This window comes from Streptomyces sp. NPDC051976 (assembly GCF_040680795.1).
Classification (GTDB): Bacteria; Actinomycetota; Actinomycetes; order Streptomycetales; family Streptomycetaceae; genus Actinacidiphila.
Genome location: NZ_JBFAXL010000012.1, coordinates 135394 through 152963, shown reverse-complemented (window position 1 = coordinate 152963; position 17570 = coordinate 135394). Strand labels below are relative to the sequence as shown.

The 17570-nt window shown below is 71.3% G+C and carries 18 protein-coding genes and 1 tRNA gene; 11 read left to right on the top strand and 8 right to left on the bottom strand.

What is annotated here, in order from left to right:
- Positions 1-355: 355 nt before the first annotated feature.
- Both AB0M29_RS15800 and AB0M29_RS15795 read right to left on the bottom strand, forming a co-directional pair.
- Complete coding sequence (locus tag AB0M29_RS15800) at positions 356-823, bottom strand: RidA family protein (RefSeq protein ID WP_365382835.1); 468 nt, start codon at positions 821-823, stop codon at positions 356-358.
- On the bottom strand, positions 820-984 hold the full coding sequence (locus AB0M29_RS15795) for a DUF4177 domain-containing protein (protein ID WP_365382834.1): 165 nt from the start codon (positions 982-984) through the stop codon (positions 820-822). The genes AB0M29_RS15800 and AB0M29_RS15795 overlap by 4 nt, the downstream gene beginning before the upstream one ends.
- A 137-nt stretch (positions 985-1121) precedes the next feature.
- Here AB0M29_RS15795 and AB0M29_RS15790 point away from each other — a divergent pair, with 137 nt between their 5' ends.
- Together AB0M29_RS15790 and AB0M29_RS15785 are read left to right on the top strand one after the other, a co-directional pair.
- Positions 1122-2237: an ArsA-related P-loop ATPase gene (locus tag AB0M29_RS15790; protein ID WP_365382833.1), complete on the top strand. Its 1116-nt coding sequence runs from the start codon at positions 1122-1124 to the stop codon at positions 2235-2237.
- 1 nt (position 2238) lies between these two features.
- Complete coding sequence (locus tag AB0M29_RS15785) at positions 2239-3528, top strand: ArsA family ATPase (RefSeq protein WP_365382832.1); 1290 nt, start codon at positions 2239-2241, stop codon at positions 3526-3528.
- Here the strand turns inward: AB0M29_RS15785 and AB0M29_RS15780 are convergent.
- A complete protein-coding gene (locus tag AB0M29_RS15780; RefSeq protein ID WP_365382831.1) occupies positions 3510-3842 on the bottom strand; it encodes a WhiB family transcriptional regulator in 333 nt (110 codons plus the stop codon). The two genes, AB0M29_RS15785 and AB0M29_RS15780, sit on opposite strands and share 19 nt — an antisense overlap.
- Before the next feature lie 386 nt (positions 3843-4228).
- On the opposite strand from AB0M29_RS15780, the gene AB0M29_RS15775 reads away from it, so the two are divergent.
- Positions 4229-6547, top strand: coding sequence for a transglycosylase domain-containing protein (locus AB0M29_RS15775; protein ID WP_365382830.1), 2319 nt, complete (start codon positions 4229-4231; stop codon positions 6545-6547).
- A gap of 77 nt (positions 6548-6624) precedes the next feature.
- Here the strand turns inward: AB0M29_RS15775 and AB0M29_RS15770 are convergent, their stop codons facing one another.
- Entirely contained in the window at positions 6625-7086 is a 462-nt protein-coding gene (locus tag AB0M29_RS15770) for a GatB/YqeY domain-containing protein (protein ID WP_365382829.1), read from the bottom strand.
- Between the two features lie 161 nt (positions 7087-7247).
- Between AB0M29_RS15770 and AB0M29_RS15765 the strand changes: the two genes are divergently transcribed.
- From AB0M29_RS15765 to AB0M29_RS15755, 3 genes are all read left to right on the top strand, one after another.
- Positions 7248-8177 (top strand): metallophosphoesterase, encoded by a 930-nt coding sequence (locus AB0M29_RS15765; RefSeq protein WP_365382828.1) that lies wholly within the window; start codon positions 7248-7250, stop codon positions 8175-8177.
- Positions 8178-8271: 94 nt separating this feature from the next.
- A tRNA-Pro gene (locus tag AB0M29_RS15760) sits at positions 8272-8345 on the top strand.
- Between the two features lie 346 nt (positions 8346-8691).
- Positions 8692-11847, top strand: coding sequence for a VCBS repeat-containing protein (locus AB0M29_RS15755; RefSeq protein WP_365382827.1), 3156 nt, complete (start codon positions 8692-8694; stop codon positions 11845-11847).
- Between the two features lie 89 nt (positions 11848-11936).
- Here the strand turns inward: AB0M29_RS15755 and AB0M29_RS15750 are convergent, their stop codons facing one another.
- Together AB0M29_RS15750 and AB0M29_RS15745 are read right to left on the bottom strand one after the other, a co-directional pair.
- The gene (locus AB0M29_RS15750; protein WP_365382826.1) at positions 11937-12332 is read right to left on the bottom strand and encodes a Crp/Fnr family transcriptional regulator; all 396 of its coding nucleotides are present in this window, start codon (positions 12330-12332) and stop codon (positions 11937-11939) included.
- A gap of 11 nt (positions 12333-12343) precedes the next feature.
- Positions 12344-12610: a cyclic nucleotide-binding domain-containing protein gene (locus tag AB0M29_RS15745; protein WP_365382825.1), complete on the bottom strand. Its 267-nt coding sequence runs from the start codon at positions 12608-12610 to the stop codon at positions 12344-12346.
- Positions 12611-12717: 107 nt separating this feature from the next.
- Between AB0M29_RS15745 and AB0M29_RS15740 the strand changes: the two genes are divergently transcribed.
- The 4 genes from AB0M29_RS15740 to AB0M29_RS15725 all read left to right on the top strand — a co-directional run bounded on the left by AB0M29_RS15740 (position 12718) and on the right by AB0M29_RS15725 (position 15384).
- Positions 12718-13401, top strand: coding sequence for a hypothetical protein (locus tag AB0M29_RS15740; protein WP_365382824.1), 684 nt, complete (start codon positions 12718-12720; stop codon positions 13399-13401).
- Positions 13398-14180: an adenylate/guanylate cyclase gene (locus AB0M29_RS15735; protein WP_365382823.1), complete on the top strand. Its 783-nt coding sequence runs from the start codon at positions 13398-13400 to the stop codon at positions 14178-14180. The genes AB0M29_RS15740 and AB0M29_RS15735 overlap by 4 nt, the downstream gene beginning before the upstream one ends.
- Before the next feature lie 59 nt (positions 14181-14239).
- Positions 14240-14491, top strand: a complete 252-nt coding sequence (locus tag AB0M29_RS15730) for a hypothetical protein (protein ID WP_365382822.1) — start codon at positions 14240-14242, stop codon at positions 14489-14491.
- A gap of 146 nt (positions 14492-14637) precedes the next feature.
- A complete protein-coding gene (locus tag AB0M29_RS15725; RefSeq protein WP_365382821.1) occupies positions 14638-15384 on the top strand; it encodes a hypothetical protein in 747 nt (248 codons plus the stop codon).
- Between the two features lie 2 nt (positions 15385-15386).
- Here the strand turns inward: AB0M29_RS15725 and AB0M29_RS15720 are convergent, their stop codons facing one another.
- Positions 15387-16133, bottom strand: coding sequence for an SDR family oxidoreductase (locus tag AB0M29_RS15720; protein ID WP_365382820.1), 747 nt, complete (start codon positions 16131-16133; stop codon positions 15387-15389).
- 590 nt (positions 16134-16723) lie between these two features.
- Positions 16724-16957 carry a hypothetical protein gene (locus tag AB0M29_RS15715; protein WP_365382819.1) on the bottom strand — a complete coding sequence of 78 codons (234 nt, stop codon included), beginning with the start codon at positions 16955-16957 and terminating at the stop codon, positions 16724-16726.
- On the opposite strand from AB0M29_RS15715, the gene AB0M29_RS15710 reads away from it, so the two are divergent.
- Positions 16947-17516 carry a carbonic anhydrase gene (locus AB0M29_RS15710; RefSeq protein ID WP_365382818.1) on the top strand — a complete coding sequence of 190 codons (570 nt, stop codon included), beginning with the start codon at positions 16947-16949 and terminating at the stop codon, positions 17514-17516. The genes AB0M29_RS15715 and AB0M29_RS15710 overlap by 11 nt on opposite strands.
- Positions 17517-17570 lie beyond the last annotated feature (54 nt).

Genomic DNA, 17570 nt, shown 5'->3' with positions numbered 1-17570 from the left:
GCGGAGGGCCTCGCCCCGTCAGGGGCGCGGGGAACTGCGCCTCGCGCGGCGCCTGCGGAAGACCTGCGCCCCGCAGGGGCGCGGGGAAGGTGCGCTCGCGCTGCGTCGGCCGGTGACACCGGAGTGCCCCGAAGGGGCGCGGGGAACTGCGCGCTCAGCCCCCACCGGGCCGGTGGCCCGAAGACAACCGATCTGCCCCTCTGGGGCCGGTGGTGACGTGCAGGCACGCGACGGCTGGTCGCGCAGTTCCCCGCGCCCCTACGGGGCACGTCCTACGCAAGCGCAGCGCGCTTCCCCGCGCCCCTTCGGGGCACTACGGTGCCTGGACCTACGCAAGCGCGCCGCAGGCGATCGCTCAGCCAGCGAGCTCGACCTGGATCTCGACCTCGACCGGGGCGTCCAGGGGGAGGACGGCGACGCCGACGGCGCTGCGGGCGTGGACGCCCTTGTCGCCGAGGGCTGCGCCCAGCAACTCGCTGGCGCCGTTGACGACGCCGGGCTGACCGGTGAAGTCGGGGGCGGAGGCGACGAAGCCGACGACCTTCACGACGCGGGCGATCCGGTCGAGGTCACCGGCGACCGACTTGACGGCGGCCAGCGCGTTGAGGGCGCAGGTGCGGGCCAAGGCCTTGGCCTCGTCCGCGGTGACCTCTGCGCCGACCTTGCCGGTCATGGTGAGCTTGCCGTCCACCATCGGGAGCTGGCCCGAGGTGAAGACGTACGGTCCGGAGACCACCGCGGGCTGGTACGCGGCCAGCGGCGGCACGACCTCGGGCAGCGTCAGCCCCAGCTCGGCCAGCCGCGCCTCGACGGCGCCGCTCACGCCGCCTTCTCCCGCTTGAAGTACGCGACGAGCTGCTCGGAGTTGTTCGGCCCCGGCACGACCTGGACCAGTTCCCAGCCGTCCTCGCCCCACGTGTCGAGGATCTGCTTCGTCGCGTGCACGAGCAGCGGCACGGTCGCGTATTCCCACTTCTTCGCCATACGGCGACTGTAGTGCCTCCCCGCACGCCGCCGACGACGGCCCGGCGGTGTCCACGGGACCGCCGTACACATGCCCGCCGGAGCCGAACGGGACGGCCGCCGGAGTACATGCCCCCTTCAATGGTTAGGCTCGCAAGGTGAGCCCTCAACAGTCATCTGCCGTCAGGCTCCACATCGTGACGGGCAAGGGCGGTACGGGAAAGACCACGGTCGCCGCCGCGCTGGCGCTCGCCCTCGCGTCGGAGGGCCGCCGGGTGCTGCTGGTCGAGGTCGAGGAGCGGCAGGGCATCGCGCAGCTCTTCGAGACCGAGGCCCTGCCGTACGAGGAGCGCAAGATCGCTTCCGCGCCGGGCGGCGGCGAGGTGCACGCGCTGGCCATCGACGCCGAGCTGGCGATGCTGGACTACCTGGACATGTTCTACAAGCTCGGCCGCGCGGGCCGGGCGCTCAAGAAGCTCGGGGCGATCGACTTCGCCACCACCGTCGCCCCCGGGCTGCGCGACGTCCTGCTCACCGGCAAGATGTGCGAGGCCGTCCGCCGCAAGGACAAGGCGGGCTGGCCGGTGTACGACGCGGTGGTGCTGGACGCCCCGCCCACCGGCCGGATCACCCGCTTCCTCAACGTCAACGACGAGGTCGCCGGGCTCGCCAGGGTCGGCCCGATACACAACCAGGCGCAGGCCGTGATGCGGGTGCTGAAATCGCCGCAGACCGCCATCCACCTGGTGACGCTGCTGGAGGAGATGCCGGTCCAGGAGACGATGGACGGCGTCGCCGAGCTGCGCGCCGCCGGGCTGCCGGTCGGCGCGGTGATCGTCAACATGGTCCGCCCGGTGCTGCTGGACGAGGCCGTACTCGCGGAGGTCGCGGACGGCGCCCCGGGCAGCGGCGGCAAGCGCCGTACGGCCGTCGCGAAGGCCCTGTCGCAGGCTGGACTGGGCGGCGCCCGCCGTGGCGGGGTCGCCGAGCGGCTGGTCGACCCGCTGCTGACGCAGGCGTACGAGCACGCCCAGCGGGTGGTGCTGGAGCGCGAGCAGCGCGCCGAGATCGTGGGTCTCGGCCTGCCGGTACGGGAGTTGGAGCTGCTCGGCGACGGCGTCGACCTCGGCGGGCTCTACCGCCTCGCGGAGAGCCTGCGCAAGCAGGCGGTCCCGGGCGTCGCGATCCCGGCCGACAGTGACGAGGACGCGGACGAAGACGCGGACGAAGACGACGAGGCCGTGGCTGACGGCGACGACGGAGACGAGGGCTGAGATGAGCCTGGAGAGCCCCCTGCTGGAGATCGACCCGCTCCTCGACGACCCGAAGACCCGGATCATCGTGTGCTGCGGCTCCGGCGGCGTCGGCAAGACCACCACCGCCGCGTCCCTGGGCGTACGGGCGGCCGAGCGCGGTCGTACGGCGGTGGTGCTGACCATCGACCCGGCGCGCAGGCTCGCCCAGTCCATGGGTCTCACCGAACTGGACAACACCCCGCGCGAGGTGGCCGGAATTGATCGGTCCGCCGGTGGTTCGCTGCACGCGATGATGCTGGACATGAAACGGACGTTCGACGAGGTCGTGGTGCAGCACTCCGACCCCGAACGGGCCCGCGCGATCCTGGAGAACCCCTTCTACCAGTCCCTGTCGGCCGGTTTCGCGGGCACGCAGGAGTACATGGCGATGGAGAAGCTCGGCCAGTTGCGCGCCCAGGACGCCTGGGACCTGATCATCGTGGACACCCCGCCGAGCCGTAGCGCGCTGGACTTCCTGGACGCGCCGAAGCGGCTGGGCTCGTTCCTGGACGGCAAGTTCATCAAGCTGCTGATGGCCCCGGCGAAGGTGGGCGGCCGGGCCGGGGTGAAGTTCCTCAACATCGGGATGTCGATGATGACCGGCACCCTGAGCAAGGTGATGGGCGCCGGGCTGCTGCGCGACGTGCAGACCTTCGTCGCCGCGATGGACACCATGTTCGGCGGCTTCCGCACTCGCGCCGACGCCACGTACCGGCTGCTCCAGGCGCCGGGCACGGCGTTCCTCGTGGTCGCGGCGCCGGAGCGGGACGCGCTGCGCGAGGCCGCCTACTTCGTGGAGCGGCTGGCCGCCGAGGACATGCCGCTTGCCGGGCTGGTGCTCAACCGTGTGCACGGCAGCGGCGCGGCGCAGCTCACGGCCGAGCGGGCGCTGGCGGCGGCGGAGGCACTGGACGACGCGCTGGCCGACGCGGCGGACGATGCACGGGACGGCGACCCGGCCGCCACAGCCGGCTCAGAGAATCTTGGCGAGGGCGGCATTGTGGATCACCCCACTGGGAAAGCTGACCCCGTGCAGCCCACCACTACCACCGCCGCCGCGACGGAACGCCTCGCCGCGGGACTGCTGCGCCTGCATGCCGAGCGGATGCAGGTGGTCGCGCGGGAGCGACGCACCCGCGACCGCTTCGTGTCCGTCCACCCGGAGGTGCCGATGGTGGACGTGACGGCGCTGCCCGGCGACGTTCACGATCTGACCGGGCTGCGGACGATCGGCGAGCAGCTCGCCGGCGGTCAGCCGGCCGCCGCGTAGTCTTCCTCTTCGCCGAGCGGGATCAGGCCGGTGCTGCGCTCGTACTCGGTACGGGCGGTCTCCAGCAGCCTGCGCCAGGACGTCACCATCGGCCGCCGGCGTAGCAGCGCCCGGCGTTCACGCTCGGTCATACCCCCCCACACACCGAACTCCACCCGGTTGTCGAGCGCGTCGGCCAGGCACTCGGTGCGGACCGGGCACCCGGTGCACACCGCCTTGGCACGATTCTGCGCCGCCCCCTGGACGAAGAGTTCGTCCGGATCCGTCGTCTTGCACGCGGCCTGCGTGCTCCAGTCGGTTACCCAGCTGCTCATGCTGGCGCCGTCCTCTCCCGAATCGAGGCTCCCCCACGGCGGCAACCGGCATATTCACCGTTGCCAGTTGAGGACGTTACGGAAGGTAGGCGCGGCGCAACAGCCCTTTCAGGCCCAATCTTGCATGGCCCGAATGGACTATGCGTACGCGGGAGATCACCCACCGGAGTGACCGGGCGCGAAATCGGATCTATGGGGTGAAGAGGGACACTTCACCCGCCATGGGGCTCAAGTCCCCAGGCATATGCCGAAATTCGGGCAGTTCTCATCACTCACAAGAGTGACGAAGGAAGACAGGTGCGCGCCGTGATGATCGCGCCCTGTCCGTTACAGAGTAGGCGAACAGTTGGGCGCACGTACGTGGAATCGCAACGTAGGCTGCGTGCATGGCTCACAAGCGATCGGGCGGGGGGCTGACGTCAGCCCAGCAGGCCGCCAAGTTCCTCGGTGTCAGCGTGCTCTCCGGCGTGGTACTGGCAGGTCTCGCACTGCCGGCCGTCGGCGCGCTCGGCCTGTCCGCGAAGGGCACGGCAGCGGGTTTCGACGACCTGCCCGGTGAACTGAAGACGCCGCCGCTCAGCCAGGCGTCGAAGATCCTCGACGCCAACGGCGGTCTGATCGCGACCGTCTACTCGCGTGACCGCACGGTCGTCCCGATCACGTCGATGAGCCCCAACATCCTCAGCGCGATCGTGGCCATCGAGGACTCCCGCTACTACAAGCACGGAGCCATCGACCCCAAGGGCATCCTGCGCGCGCTCAGCAACAACGCCTCGGCGGGCAGCACCCAGGGCGCGTCCACGCTGACCCAGCAGTGGGTCAAGAACGTCTTCGTGGAGGAGGCGGGCGACGACGCGGGCAAGGTCGCCCAGGCCACCCAGCAGACCGTGGGCCGCAAGATCAAGGAGATGAAGTACGCGATCCAGGCCGAGAAGGAACTCGGCAAGAAGAAGATCCTGGAGAACTACCTCAACATCACCTTCTTCGGCGAGCAGGCGTACGGCATCGAGGCCGCCTCCGAGCGCTACTTCAGCAAGCACGCCAAGGACCTGACCCTCACCCAGGCCGCGATGCTCGCCGGTCTCGTCCAGTCGCCCAGCCGCTACGACCCGGTCAGCGACCCGCCGGAGGCCACCAAGCGCCGCAACACGGTGCTGGCGCGCATGGCGCAGCTCAAGGACATCACCCCTGAGCAGGCCGCCGCCGCCCAGAAGGCGCCGCTCGGCCTGAAGGTCAGCTCCCCCAAGAACGGCTGCATCACCGCCGTCAACGGCGCCGGGTTCTTCTGCGACTACGTCCGCGAGACGTTCCTGCAGAACGCCGCCTTCGGCAAGACGAAGGAGGAGCGGGCCAAGATCTGGAACACCGGCGGTCTGACCATCAAGACCACCCTCGACCCGAAGGCCCAGGCCTCGGTCATCAACGGGATCAGCAAGCACGTCTACAAGAGCGACAAGATCGCCGCGGCCGCCACCCTGGTGCAGCCCGGCACCGGCAAGATCGTCGCCATGGGCCAGAGCAGGCCGTACGGCTTCGGCAGCCACGAGACGCAGATCAACTACTCGGTGGACGCCAACATGGGCGGCGGCCAGGGCTTCCAGAACGGCTCCACGTTCAAGCCCATCACCGCCGCGGCGGCGCTGGAGAACGGCTACCAGCCGTCGCAGACGTATCCCTCGCCCAACAAGTTGGACTACCCCGACGTCACGAACTGCGACGGCGCCACGGTGCACAGCAACCCTCCCGTCCAGACGCAGAACGAGGACCCGTCCGAGGTCGGTCCCTACGCGATGCCCGAGGCGCTGAAGAAGTCCATCAACACGTACTTCGTCGCGCTGGAGGCCGACACCGGCCTGTGCCCGATCGTCAAGATGGCCGACAAGCTGGGCCTCGGCCGCGCGGACGGCAAGCCGCTGGTCCAGGGCGCCTCGCTGACCCTGGGCACCAACGAGGTGTCGCCGCTGAGCGTGGCCGCCGCCTACGCGGCCTTCGCCAACCGCGGCGTCTACTGCACCCCGATCGTCATCGAGTCCGCCACGACCTCCGACGGCAAGCAGCTGAAGGTGCCGAAGTCGATCTGCTCGCAGGCGATGTCGCAGCAGACCGCCGACACCATCAACACCATGCTCAAGGGCGTCGTCGACGACGGTACGGGTGAGGCGGCCAACCTCGACGGCCGCGACACCGCGGGTAAGACCGGTACCACCGACTTCCGGTACGCGGCCTGGTTCGCGGGCTACACGCCCAACATGGCCGCCGCGGTCTGGATGGGCGACCCGCGGCACTCCGTGAAGATGATCGACATCACCATCGGCGGCCAGTACTACCCGAAGGTCTACGGCGCCACCGGCCCCGCGCCGATCTGGAAGGACGCCGTCCAGGGCGCCCTGGACGGCACCCCGCCGGAGACCTTCGTCACCGTCCCGCTCAACATCCCCGACAAGGGCGCCACCCCCGACCCCTCGAACACCGACTCCCCGCCCGACAACAAGCACCACGGCCACAAGAAGCCGGGCGGCGGCGGCCCCGGCGGCGCCACCACCATGGGCACCACGGGCGGCCCCATCGGCACCGCGGTCGGCGGCACGACAGGCGGGACCACCCCCAACCCCAATCCGACCTTCACCTTCCCTGGCGGCCTGGTGACGGGCGGCGCCAACGGCGGCGGCAACGGCCGCGCGGGGGGAACGACGGGCGGCGGTTAGCAGGACGCGTGGCAGTAGTAGTAAGGGGCGCCCTCCAGTGGAGGGCGCCCCTTACGTGTGGGTGAGGTGGGGAGGTGTCACCCGCCGGCGAGCTGCTTCTTCACTTCCGCCGCGACGCGGCCGCCCTCCGCCAGGCCGGCGACCTTCGGGTTCACGATCTTCATCACGGCGCCCATGGCCCGGGGGCCGTCCGCGCCGGACTCGGCGATCGCGTCCCGGACGATGGCGACCAGCTCGTCGTCGGAGAGCTGCTTGGGCAGGTACTCGGCCAGCACCTCGCCCTCGGCCTTCTCCCGGTCGGCGGACTCCTGGCGGCCGCCCTGGGCGAAGGCCTCCGCCGCCTCGCGCCGCTTCTTCGCCTCGCGGGCGATCACCTTCAGCACCTCGTCGTCGGAGAGCGTACGGGCACTCGTACCCGCGACCTCCTCCTTGGTGATGGCGGTGAGGGTGAGCCGGATCGTGGCGGACCGCAGCTCGTCGCGGCTCTTGATCGCCGCGGTGAGGTCGTCGTGAAGTCGCTGCTTGAGCGTGGTGGTCATGCGTCGATTTTCGCACCCTGGGGACGCGCCCGCGCCGTATATATGCGGCGGCGGCCCGCGGAGGGCCGGGCGGGGGTTGACAGGGGGCGCCTGGGGCCCGTAACCCGGGCGCCCACGGGCCCCTGGCACCCCTGGGCCGCGGACTCTGACACGATGGACGCATGCTCGCGCGATACGGAATTCCCCTCGGTGTGACGGCGGCCGGCGCGGCCTGTGTGGCGTACGCGGCCGGGATCGAGTCCCGGTCCTTCCGGCTGCGACGCGTGGAGATCCCGGTGCTGCCCCGCGGCATGCGCCCGATCCGCGTACTCCAGGTCTCGGACATCCACATGGTGTCGGGCCAGAACAAGAAGCGCCGCTGGCTGCAGTCACTGGCGGGCCTGCGCCCGGACCTGGTGGTGAACACCGGCGACAACCTCTCCGACCCCGAGGCCGTCCCCGAAGTCCTGGACGCGCTGGGGCCGTTGATGCAGTTCCCGGGCACGTATGTCTTCGGTTCGAACGACTACTACGGGCCCAAGTTCCGCAACCCGGGCCGCTACCTGATCGAGAAGGCGCGCGGCCAGCACGGGCTGAACGGCAAGAGCCACAGCGCCCACGGCGTGATCCGCAACCCGTGGGGCGACCTGCGCGACGCCTTCGACGCGGCGGGCTGGGTGGGCCTGAGCAACAGCCGCGGGCGCCTCAAGCTCGACACCGGCCCCGTACTCGGCCTCACGGGCCTGGACGACCCCCACATCAAGCGCGACCGCTACACCGCGGTCACCGGCGGCCCCGACCCGGACACCGACTTCAACCTCGCCCTGGTCCACGCCCCCTACCTGCGCGTCCTCGACGCCTTCACCGCAGACCGCTACCCCCTGATCCTCGCGGGCCACACCCACGGCGGCCAGGTCTGCGTCCCCTTCTACGGCGCCCTCGTCACCAACTGCGACCTCGACACCGACCGCGTCAAGGGCCTCTCCACCCACACCGCCACCGGCTCCACCTCCTACCTCCACGTCTCCGCAGGCTGCGGCGCCAACCGCTACACCCCCATCCGCTTCGCCTGCCCCCCCGAAGCCACCCTCCTCACCCTGACCCCCCGCTAGCCCCCTCCGGGGCGGACAAATCCCCTCATACTGGGCCGCCCAAAACCGGATTTCGCCTCACGCCCCGGGTCCGCTAAAGTAAACGACGTTGCACCGGGGTGTGGCGCAGCTTGGTAGCGCGCTTCGTTCGGGACGAAGAGGCCGTGGGTTCAAATCCCGCCACCCCGACTCCAAAGCAGCAGGTCAGGGCCCTGATCCTTCCGAGGATCAGGGCCCTGACCCGTTCCTGGAGGCGCGCGGGCTCGGCGAGGCAGGCTCGGCGAGCGAGGCCGACAATGACATTCCGTTGCAGGTGCGACGCCTGTTACAGTGCGCTGTCTTTGTCGGGGGGATGACCAGGGGCCGGGGGGGCTTCCGTTCTTCCTGCGCGCCGGCGCGCCTTGTCGCGCCGCAGCCGCGCCCACTCGCTCGCCTCCGAGCCGCGGCCACCTCTCGAACGACACGGACCGGCCGTACCCCGCCGGGCCGCAACACCCCGTGCGCGAACGCGGGGACGTGCACGAGAGGGACCACGTTGACCCGTACCACCCGCGCGTTCCACCGCGGCCTGGTCGCCGCGCTCGCCGTCGTCGCCGCGGCGGTCGGCCCGTTGCCGCAACTCGCGCACGCCGGCACCGGATCGGTGTCGGCGGAGGTGCTGATCCCGTCGCAGACCACGACCGGTCCGGTGGGCCTGGCCATGGTCGCGGACGATGCCGACGGGTACGTGCTGGAAGGCACCGGCACCTACCAGATGAACAACGTGAACACGAAGCAGTACACCTGGCACTCGGCTGACGGGACGGTCACCCGCGACCTCGGAAGGCTCCCCCACGCGCCCGTGGTCGTGCCCCTGCCCGGCGGGGGTTCGGCGGTCGGCACGGTGCAGCACGGCACGGCCGGTCAGTCGCCCACCCGGATCGGCATCTACGACGTGCGGTCGGGTACCTGGACGTACTTCGACGTGCCTTCGGGGCACGTCGTGGTGGGGATCGTGCCCACCGCCACCGGCTGGGCCGCGATCACGCAGACCTCCGCGGCGACCGGCGACATCCTGCACCTGCTCACTCCGGCGGCCGGGGGCGACCTCACCGACACCGTGGTCAGCGGCGTACCGGCGGGCGGCTTCGACCTGACCAACGTCTACAGCCAGTGGCAGGCGGTCCGAGGCACCGTCGCGTTCCTCACGAGGCACGGGACGGACGCCCAGCAGATCGGCCTGATCGACACCGACACCGGTGCGCTGACGTTCCTCCAGCCGTCAGGAGGCTCCACCAGCACGCAACTCCTCCTGAGCGACGGCGTCTTCGGGACCTACGACGCGTCCGCCGCCAAAGCCACGGTGCGCGCGATCAGCACACCGCGGACCGTCGTCGCCGACATCGCGGCCACCTATCCGGGCGGTGGCCCCGTTGTGGCGGCGCTGGCTGGCAGGGCCCTGATCCTGGGCCGCGCCAACGCCGGTCTGATGTGGCGGCAGACGGCCTCTCCCGTGGAGTCGTTCCCGCTCGACGGAAGCGCCCCCACCGTCCTGACCCAGATGGGCAGCCCGCCCGCCGAGACCGCGGACGGCGGCGTGACCTTCGACGCGGCCACGGGGTCCGGGGGCTGGGCCACGTACAAGCTGCCCGCGCAGGGCGGGCCCGCGACGGTCGTCCGTGACTACACCACCTACCGGCCCGAGTACCTCGGCCTGTCGCTCGACCGGGGCGAGCTCAGCAGAGTGGAGGCCGGCCCGGACTTCGACGTGCGGGAGCACCTCGAGAACGCCGACCTCGGCACCAGTGCGACTCCGAAACTGGCCGGCCGGGTTGAAGAGCGGGAGCGGATGCCCTGGGACGCCGTCGTGAACCGCTGCGACGGCCTGCGGTGCGAAGCACTCACCGATACCGACACCGGAAGCAGCACCTTGACGGGCGCCGCACCCGTCTACCTGTCCACCAATCTGCTCGGCAAGGACGTCCTCGGGCAGGAGGGCGGCAACGGGAACGTCACCCTGGACACCTCCCAGGGTCGGATCACCTCGGCCGACGGCACCCTGGCGGTCTACGACAGCGCGGCCAACGGGCAGCAGTACCTGGTCGACCTCGCCACGCGCCAGGTCGTCCGGACCCGGCCGACCGTCGCCGCCGCCCTGTGGAACGGCACCCTCTGGTCCGCGACCGCGACCCCGGGCACCTTCACCACAGAGAGCACCACGGCACTCGGCGCCACCCCGGGCACCGTCACGTCTGTCTCCACCGACGTCCCGTGCGTGCCGGATGAGATCCAGGTGCTGGGCCGCTGGCTGTACTGGTCCTGCGGCGCGGACGGTCCCGCCGGGGTCTTCGACAGCACACGCGGCCACTCGGTCGCGGTGCCCGCGGGCAAGGCCCTGCTCGGGGACGGCTTCGTGCTCCAGCACACCGGCGGCCACCTCGTCCTGACCGACGTCCACACCGGTACGGCCGCGGGGCGCACACTCGCCGACCTTCCGGCCGGTGCGTACGCCGACGACCGGGGCATCACCTGGACCGTCGACAAATACCGCGGCTTCGTCGCGTACACCGACACCGCGGGTACCACTCACGTGCTGCCCTCCGGCGTGCCCGCGTCGCCGCTCGCCGTGCTGCGCGGCACCGTCGGCACGACCGCCACGCCGGACGCGACCGGCTGGCAGGGGCAATGGACCTTCACCGGCCCGGTCTCCTCCTGGCAGGTGGACGTGCGCAGGCGAGGACAGACGGGGGTCGTGGCCTCCTTCCACGGCGGCGCGGCACGTGCTTCCGCGTCAGTCCACTGGAGCGTCCGCTACGGCTCCAGCCTGCCGATGCCCGACGGCGACTACACCTGGTCCCTCACCGCGGTACCGGCCGACGGCGCCGGCCCCGCGCTCAGCACCACCGGCACGATCACCGTCAGCGGTACGGGGGTGCATGCCCGCGACTACTCCGGTGACGGCGTCGGCGACCTGCTCGCCCTGACCTCCGCCGGCCGCCTCGACGTGCGCCCGGGCACCGGCAGCGCGCCGGGCGGCGTGCGGACCACGTCGGCGTCCGGAAGCGGCTGGCCTTCCACCTCGCGGCTCGTCCCGTTCGGCGACCTGAACGGCGACGGCGCCAACGACCTTCTCGTGCGCGACGCGACGGGCCACCTCACCGTGTACTACGGCACCGCCGCCCACACGTTCACGCCCGCCGGCCCGCACCGGCTGATCGGCGCGGGCTGGAACATCTACGACGTGCTCACCTGGCCCGGTGACGCGAACTCCGACGGCCGGCCCGACCTGATCGCCCGCGACAGCGCCGGCAGCCTGTACCTGTACGGGGCGAACGGGTCCGGCGCGTTCGCCCCGCGCACAAAGGCCGGGTACGGCTACCAGATCTACGACACGATCGTCGGCGTCCAGGACCTCTACCTGAGCCCGCAGTTCCCCGCCGCCGGGGGGCTGCTCGCCCGTGACCGGTCGGGCGTCCTCTGGCAATACCAGACCATAGGCGGCCGCGTCTGCAGTCGGGCCCGCGTCGGCGGCGGCTGGAACACCTACAACATGATCGTCGGCGTCGGCGACATCAACGGTGACGGCCGCAACGACGTCGTGGCCCGGGACGGCAATGGTGGCCTGTGGCGCTACGACGGCCGGACCTACGGGGGCTTCCAGCCCCGCGTGGAGATCGGCTGGGGCTGGCAGAGCTACAAGTCCCTGATCTAGTCGGCGGTCGTCATGCGCCAGGGAGCGGGGCGCGGCCGTCGGTGTGCCAGGCATCTGATCCACCGCCCGGCCCCGTCCAACGGGAGCTCTCAGCTCGGCCGTTCGCGGGTCAGCTCCCGCAGCCGCTCGGGGTCGGGGATCAGCAGCCGCATGTGGCGGCGGTCCTGGGCGAGCACCCCCGCCTGCTGTAATTCCGCTATGCGCCGGCCGACCGACTCACGGCTGATGCCGCACCAACCGGCCAGGTCGAGATGGCTGATCCCGGCCAGCTCGATGCCCCCCGGCTTCTCCGTGCCCTCGCACTGCACCAGCCGGTACAGCAACCGGTAGAAGCGCAGCTTCGGGGAGGCGACGGCGAGATCGGCGTACCAGCGGTCCGCCTCCCGCAGCCGCTCCACCATCACTCCGAGCAGACACGCGGTCAGCGCCGGGCTGGTGGCCAGGAGACGTCGGAACGCCGACCGCGGGATCATCTGAAGGATCACGTCGGTCACCGTCACCACGAGGGCGCTACGCGGTGTGCCGCTGCGGCCATCTCGCCGATGATGTCGCCCTTGCCGCGCACCGCGAGATACGCCCCCGGGCCGTCGTCGTTGTAGGACACCACCCGGCAGCGGCCGCTGGTGATGATCGCGGTCGCCCCGTCGTCGGCCGCCTCGGAGAAGACGTGCTCACCACGGGTGTAGGGACGAGTGCGGCCGATCCGTTCCAGTGCGTCGCGCTCCGGCGTACCGATCAGGTCGTGGAAGCAGGAGGACGGCATACGCCCAGTATCGGCCACCACCCCCGCGAAATGCGTCAGTTGACGCTTTATGTGCGCCCATGAAGTGTTTCCGTGTCCACCAACTCTTCATCCTTGGGGGACAGCACGTGAACGACGAGCACACGACCGGCGCCGCCAGGGCCGCTTCGGGCAGCAACTCCTGGGGCGCTTCCCACACCACGGGAGTCAGCTTTCAGACCGGCGGCAACGTCACGGTCCGGGACAGTCAGGTCGCCGGCCGCGACATCCACAACACCAAGATCAAGAACACCGTCAAGAAACACCCGGTGGCCTCGTTGGCCGTCCTCGTGGTGCTGTTGGCCGGCGGCGGCACCGTCGCGGCGCAGGTGATCGGCGGCTCCGGCTCCGGCAGCGGCATCGACACCTCGGTGGTCTCCGAGGCCGGGGCCGGCGGCGCCTCGGACACCACCGCCCAGATCCGCAACGCCGAACGCGCCGGGGACGCGAGCGCCTGGTGCGCGATGGTCGCGCCCTCCGACGGCGGGTGCGCCTCCGCCATGCAGGGCAAGTTCGACGGCCGCTCGAGCGACTACCGCGCCAAGGTCAACCAGGTCGGCATCGGCAGTCCGCGCATCACCTCCACCGGCGCCGAGGTGCCGCTGTCCTTCAAGGGCAAGGAGCAGGGCACCGTGCCCCTGGTCTGGTCCGGCGGGCGCTGGCAGATGAGCGGCGGCACGTACACGGTGGTCAAGGGGGCCGGCGGAATCTTCCTCTCGCTGATCGACGCGCAGAACCACCAACTGTCGCTGTTCGGCATCCCGCTGTCATGACCCCGCACCCACCCATCGCGTCGGACCACGTCCACCGCTCACGGCACGCCCTGGCCGTGGTGGCCGACATCGAGTCCTTCAGCGGCCGGGACAACCGGGAGCAGATGCGTACCCGGCAGGACTTGTACGAGGAGGTCCGCACGGCGTTCGGCGCCTCGCTGTGGCAGTCCTGCTACAGCGAGGACCGTGGCGACGGGCTGCTCGTCGTCGTCCCGCACAGCGCCGGGGCGGCCCACGTCATCGGCGAGGTCCTGCCCGCACTGGACCGCGCGCTGTCCGGTCGGCGACGCGGCGACCCGCTGCTCAGGCTACGGATCGCGGCACACGCCGGTGACGTGTACGCCGACGGCGAGGGCATCGGCGGCCACGCCGTCAACCATGCCTTCCGGCTGTGCGACGCCGAGCCTCTGCGTGCGGCGCTCAAGGCCGCCCGCAGTGATACGGCGCTGCTCCTGTCCGACTCGCTGTACGAGACGATCGCGCACGACGGCCATCCCTCGGTGACCCCGGCGGCGTTCCACGCCGTCGCCGTCACCGTCAAGGAGACCGCGGCGCGTGCCTGGCTGCACGTCCCCGGCGACGAGGCGGCAGCCGCCGGTGCCGCGGCCGCGGCACCGGCCCGGGGCTCGGAAGCCGCCACCACGGAAGCCGCGCCGCCTGCCCAGACCGGCGGAGTGTCGTTCGGTTCGGGCAACGTCACCATCACCCGCGGCGCCGTAGCCGGCCGCGACATCGTGCGGCACTCCGCCCGACGCCGCTGGTGGCAGCGCGACGGGTGACCCGCCTCCGCCCCACATCAGTTCAAGGAACAGCGTCCATCCAGAAAGGCACGAAAGGGATGAAAAGCCTTCTCAGCGGGGTCGTGCTCCTAATCGTCGGTCTCGTCGTCGTCCCGTCCGTCAAGGGATACGCCGGCGTCTGCAACTCCGCGCTCGGCCAGATGGTCCAAACCCGCAGCACCCCGACCGCCATCAAGTGCACGGCGGCCACGGTCGCCGTCGACATGCACTGGTGGATCGTCGCCTGGGGCGTGGGCTCCGTCATCGCAGGTCTGGCGATGCTGGGCGCGGCCGTGCTGTCCCGTAGCTGAACCGGATTACCGCGGGGGCCGCCGTGCGCGGTTCCCGCGGGCCGGGCAGTGGCATGCCTCACGGAAACCCGACAAAAGGAACTAGTCCTTCCGCTTGCCCGTCCCTCCCTGAGTAGGACGATCTGGGAAGGCGGACGGATTCCGGCATGGGCGAGGCACAGGGTGGCGCGGGGCGCGCGGCGGAGAAGGCGGATGCCGCGGCGCGTCACGGCAGGCTCGACCTGAGTGTGCCGCAGGTGGCGGGGAGCGCGGTCGCCGCGATCGTGGCCGCAAAGCTCGCCTCGGGTCTCGGGGTCTACGGCACGATTGTGGGCGCTGGCGTGGTCAGCGTGCTGGGTACATGCGGCGGGTCGGTCCTCCAGCACCTGTTCCGGCGCACCGGGCGGCATGTGCAGGAGGTCGCCACGCAGGGCCGTACCGGCGTCCGACGGGTCCGCTCTGTCGATGAGCCGACCGATCACGGCGGGCGGGACGGTTACGGCGCGCCCACCTCGTACCGGGCGGCCGGGCGGCGCGGCTGGAAGCGACCCGTGGTGGCCGTCGCGCTCGCGTTCGGGCTGACGATGGGCGGGATCACCTGCTACGAGGCCCTCGCCGGAGAGAACATCAGCGGGCACGGACGGGGCACGACCGTCGGCGACGCCTTCACCGGCCACACCCCGCAGCGCTCCGGTGGCACCGGCCACACCCCCGCGCCGCCGGACGGCAGCACCGGCACACCGTCCCACCGCCCGACCACCGACCCGCGGATCCCGGACACCACCGCCCCCACGCCCACACCGTCCACCACCGGTACGAGCACGCCCTCCACGCCGCCCCCGACCTCTCCCCCACCGACGTCCACCTCCCCGAGCCCCACGGCTACGGAGGACAGTGCGGGCGTGAAGCCGTAACTTCAGTGCGGCAGGAGCTGCTGACCCCCGTCGATGTCGTACGTCGCTCCCGTGAGCGCTTCGTTGGTCATGAGGTGGAGAGCGAGCGCGGCGACGTCGGCCGGGCCGACGACGCGGCCGATGGGGAGAGTGGCCCGCAGTTCCGCGCGTCGCGCTTCGAGGCCGTCGCCCAGGAGTGAGGCCGAGAGCGGGGTGTCGACGAACCCGGCGGCGATGACGTTCGCCCGGATCGGCGCCAGTTCAAGGGCGAGATTCGCGACCAGGGCCGGAAGGGCCGCGGTCATCGCGGACATCACGCTCATGCCCGGGGCGGGTCGGCGGCCGCCGGTGCCGCCGATGAACAGCAGTGTGCCGCCGGGCCTGACCTTGTCACGACCGTACTTGCCGACCGCGAGGACCAGGGCCAGCCGCTCAGCGAAGTGGCGGCCCGCGGTGGCGACGTCCAGGTCGGCCAGGGGTGTGTAGACGGGACCGCCGGCAGTGACCAGTACGTGGTCGACCGTGCCGGGCAGATCCCGGAAGAACTCCTCGAGACGGTCGAGATCGTTGGCGTCGAACGCCGCCGTGCCCACCGGATCGAGTTCGTCCGCCGCCTTCCGCAGCCGCTCGGGATCGCGCCCGACCAGGATCACCTCGCCGCCGGCCGCGCGCACCTGCCGAGCCGTCTCAAGCCCGATACCCGCGCTCCCCCCGACCACCACCACGGTCTGCCCCACGAGTCCGTCCCCGCCGACACCGGCGCCGTTCACGAGGACACTCCCGCGCCCGCCGACCTCACGACCCGCCCTCCGTCCGGCAACCGCCCCTCAGCCTCGCCATCCCTGCCTCCAAAGTCTCGATCCGGGGCCCCCTGCCCTGGCCCTCCCTTCCATGATCACGCGCCCGAACGCCGACCGCCTCCCAGCTCCACCCCGCGGGCCCGTCGACCGCGCTGGCACATGTGGGACGTGGGCTTCCGCGCCGGCGGCTGCGTGTACGACATCCCGCAGGTGAGACCGAGCGCCGAGTTTCCGGGTTCCGGCCGATCGGCTGAGGGTGCCCGTGACGCCCACCCGGTAAAGGACTGTGGGAAAGTACCCTCCCTCCCGCGGCAGCGGGCAATAGCTGACGCCCGGGCGGGTGGGCGGCGGAAGATCCGGGTCGCCGAAGCCGCTCCTTTGGTGCCGCCGGACGGGCTCATGGGCGAGGCGGCGGCCCTGCCGCACCGCGTGACGGCGGCCGAGCCGCGCCTGCGTTCGCCCCGCCCGAGCCGGTGCCGTAGGCCATCTGCGGCAATATGGGCTGTCCTCGCATGCGCCTGCCGCCGCCTCACCCCCACCCCGCTGAACAATCGGCCTGGTCACGGCAGCGGACCGTGGCCGAGCGGCGTCGAGGGGACGAGGGGGCGAGCGATGGACAGTGCTGGGCGTCCGGATCGGAGGGCGCTGTTGGTCGGCGGGGTGGCGAGCGCCGCGGTCGCGTTGACGGGCTGTTCGGCGACCAGCGCCGCCACACCGGCGGCCAGTTCCACTGCTACGACGGAGGTGCGGCCGACCACGCCCGTCGCGGCATTCGCGCGGCTGATGGAGGGCAACAAGCGCTGGGTCAGCGGAGAGTTGCAGCACCCCGACCGGGATCCGGAGCGGCGGGAGTTCGTGGCGCAGGAGCAGGAGCCGTTCGGGTCGGTACTGGCGTGCATCGACTCCCGGGTGCCGCCGGAGCTGATCTTCGATACGGGGCTCGGTGATCTGTACGTGATGCGTACGGGTGGGGAGGCGATCGAGCCGGTGGTCACGGGGTCGGTCGAGTACGGGCCCATGACCAGTGGCACGCCGCTCGTCGTGGTGCTGGGGCATCAGCGCTGTGGGGCGGTCGAGGCCGCGTACAAGTCGCTTCGTGACGACAAGCCGCTGCCCGGCAATCTGCAGGCGATCGTCAAGGCGCTCCGGCCCGCGTACGAGCAGGCGGTGAAGGAGGGCGGCACCGATCCGGTCGACACGATGGCCCGCGCCCAGGTGAAGCTGACCGCGGCCGATCTACGGTCCAACGCGGATCTGGCCCCGCTCGTGGCCAAGGGCGCGCTCGCCGTGGTCGGTGCCTACTACTCGCTCGACACCGGCAAGGTGGAGGTCCTGGCTGGAGCACCCGCCTGACCGGCGGCCTCGGATCGCGGCGCGCTCCCCGCGTGGTGTCGGGCAGTCGATGGC

Bases quoted from the DNA above. Each gene is read 5' to 3' on its own strand.
- AB0M29_RS15730 (WP_365382822.1), top strand. From the start codon at position 14,240: ATGAAAAGCCTTCTCAGCGGGGTCGTGCTCCTAATCGTCGGTCTCGTC.
- AB0M29_RS15795 (WP_365382834.1), bottom strand. From the start codon at position 984: ATGGCGAAGAAGTGGGAATACGCGACCGTGCCGCTGCTCGTGCACGCG.
- AB0M29_RS15735 (WP_365382823.1), top strand. From the start codon at position 13,398: ATGACCCCGCACCCACCCATCGCGTCGGACCACGTCCACCGCTCACGG.
- AB0M29_RS15745 (WP_365382825.1), bottom strand. From the start codon at position 12,610: ATGCCGTCCTCCTGCTTCCACGACCTGATCGGTACGCCGGAGCGCGAC.
- AB0M29_RS15775 (WP_365382830.1), top strand. From the start codon at position 4,229: ATGGCTCACAAGCGATCGGGCGGGGGGCTGACGTCAGCCCAGCAGGCC.
- AB0M29_RS15765 (WP_365382828.1), top strand. From the start codon at position 7,248: ATGCTCGCGCGATACGGAATTCCCCTCGGTGTGACGGCGGCCGGCGCG.
- AB0M29_RS15770 (WP_365382829.1), bottom strand. From the start codon at position 7,086: ATGACCACCACGCTCAAGCAGCGACTTCACGACGACCTCACCGCGGCG.
- AB0M29_RS15780 (WP_365382831.1), bottom strand. From the start codon at position 3,842: ATGAGCAGCTGGGTAACCGACTGGAGCACGCAGGCCGCGTGCAAGACG.
- AB0M29_RS15710 (WP_365382818.1), top strand. From the start codon at position 16,947: ATGGAGGGCAACAAGCGCTGGGTCAGCGGAGAGTTGCAGCACCCCGAC.
- AB0M29_RS15785 (WP_365382832.1), top strand. From the start codon at position 2,239: ATGAGCCTGGAGAGCCCCCTGCTGGAGATCGACCCGCTCCTCGACGAC.
- AB0M29_RS15725 (WP_365382821.1), top strand. From the start codon at position 14,638: ATGGGCGAGGCACAGGGTGGCGCGGGGCGCGCGGCGGAGAAGGCGGAT.